Genomic DNA, 2,491 nt, shown 5'->3' with positions numbered 1-2,491 from the left:
TATCACTTGTGCGCCCGTAAAGGTATCATGATAAATATCTCAATAGCAAGAGATTAGGTAAGTGTTCTTTGAAAAACCTATCATCAACTGACTTATCTGAAAGGGAAATTAACCAGACAGGGAGTGTAGCATGTCAGTAAAGCCATAAGTCATTAAGCTATCAAAATGCGACTGAATGGTAAGATGAAACGATAGATATGAGGATAAAATCCGAATTGATTGAATGGCAGTCCAAGCGGCATTTGTAGTACCTGCGACGTAAGATAGCTAAACTCGTCGTATCGTAACACTTTCAATGCAGAAAGTGAGCAATGAAAGCAAGAACTTGTTACGACGCAATCACAATAAGTGATAAAGGACGGAAACCATATCCGACAATCTATCAAGCTAAGTTATTATGATATAAACGGGGATTACCTATACCGAAACGCCGAAAGGCTATGAGATTAGTCTCTGAAAATTCGGAGTGGTAACGGAGCCTTCATAGTAGTCCGAGCAAGGTAACGCCTTGTACATGGCGAAGGAAGGCAGCTAAAATTTTTAATACAATTAAAGAATGATGTGTGAGACATTATGAGAAATTCAGAAAACGTATTAAACAGTCTGTCAAGACACAGCAAGTCTTTAAATTACAAATTTGAAAGACTTTACAGAATTTTATTCAATGTAGAGATGTACTATGTTGCCTATCAACGTATTTATGCGAAAGAAGGCAATATGACAAAAGGTTCAGACGGAAAAACAATTGACGGAATGAATCTTAAACGCATTGAAAAGTTGATAGATGCATTGAAGAATGAAAGCTATCAACCGCAACCTTCTTTGAGGACGTATATTCCAAAGAAAAATGGGAAAAAGCGTCCATTAGGAATACCTGCTTTTGATGATAAATTGATTCAGGAAGTAGTAAGAATGGTTCTGGAAGCAATTTATGAAGGGCGATTTGAAAATTGTTCTTATGGCTTTAGACCTAAACGAAGCTGCCACACTGCATTAACTCAGATTCAAAAGACTTTCAGTGGAGCAAAATGGTTTGTAGAAGGCGATATAAAAGGTTTCTTTGATAATATCAATCATGATATATTGATTAGTGTCTTAAAAGAACGCATAGTAGACGAACGATTCATTAGGCTCATCAGAAAATTTTTAAAGGCAGGGTATTTAGAAGATTGGAAATTTCACAGGACTTACAGCGGAACGCCACAAGGTGGCATCATTAGCCCAATTTTAGCTAATATATACCTTGACCGACTAGATAAGTTCATGATGAATTACATCAAAAACTTCGACAAAGGAGATAAGCGCAAAGTCAACCCTGAACGTATAAAATACGATTATGGAAAAAGACTCGCTGTGTTGAAACTCAAAACCGTAACAGATACGGTCGAACGTAAATTGATTATAAAACAAATCAAAGCGTTTGAAAAAGAAAGAACCACAATTTCAAATGGAATTGAGATGGATAGCGATTACAGAAGAATGAAATATGTAAGATATGCTGATGATTTTCTTATCGGTATAATCGGAAGTAAAGCTGATAGTCAAAAGGTCAAAGAGGATATAACAAGATTCCTTTCTGAGAACCTTAAACTTGAACTGTCAGATGAAAAGACTTTGATTACCCATACAGAAAAATCAGCCAAGTTTCTTGGGTATGAAATTTATGTGCGTAAATCCAACCTTACTAAAAGGGATTCTTTAGGTCGTATGGTTAGAGCCTTTAACAAAAAGGTATATCTAAAACTGCCAATGGACACGATAAAAAAGAAATTGATTGACTCCAACATGATGGAACTTAGATATCATAATGGAAAAGAGCAATGGAAACCTAAGTGTTTTAGCCAGTCGATAAATAACGATGATTTAGAGATTCTTGAGAAGTATAACTCAATGATTCGAGGGTTCTACAATTACTACTCAATTGCGAACAACTGTTCTATTTTGAGCCACTACAGATATATCATGCAATACAGTATGTACAAGACATTCGCTGGCAAATATAAGACTACTGTCGGAAAGATTGCCAAACGATATGTACAGAACGGTATTTTCACTGTGAGGTATGAAAATAGTAAGAAAGTAATTAAAACACGTATCTTTTACAATGAAGGTTTCAAAAGAAAAACTCCAAACTTCTCGGAAGTGGTAGATAAAATTCCTACAATCTATCACACGAATACGACCAGTCTTATTGACCGTCTAAAAGCTGAGAAATGCGAACTATGTGGTAGTGAAGGAGCATTAATAATGCATCATGTCCGAAAACTTAAAAATCTGGAAGGTAAAAAACCTTGGGAAAGATTGATGATTGCAAGACGACGCAAAACGATTGCTCTCTGTAAGAGTTGCCACCAGAGAACACATTGGGGTAAGATAGACTGCTAATTTTAGTGGAGAGCCGGATACGCTGAGAGGTGTAAGTCCGGTTCGGGGGCGAGTGCTTGGAAACCTACCATAGAAATATGATAAGGCGCTGGGGGCTTAGCCTACT

1 protein-coding gene is annotated in these 2,491 nt (G+C 36.7%); it reads left to right on the top strand.

Annotated features, from left to right (window positions below):
• Positions 1–573: 573 nt before the first annotated feature.
• A complete protein-coding gene (ltrA, locus tag M2470_RS18370) occupies positions 574–2,385 on the top strand; it encodes a group II intron reverse transcriptase/maturase (protein ID WP_280746442.1) in 1,812 nt (603 codons plus the stop codon).
• Positions 2,386–2,491 lie beyond the last annotated feature (106 nt).

Source organism: Parabacteroides sp. PH5-46, assembly GCF_029892785.1.
Taxonomy (GTDB): domain Bacteria; phylum Bacteroidota; class Bacteroidia; order Bacteroidales; family Tannerellaceae; genus DFXE01.
This window is presented reverse-complemented; position numbering and strand designations above follow the sequence as displayed.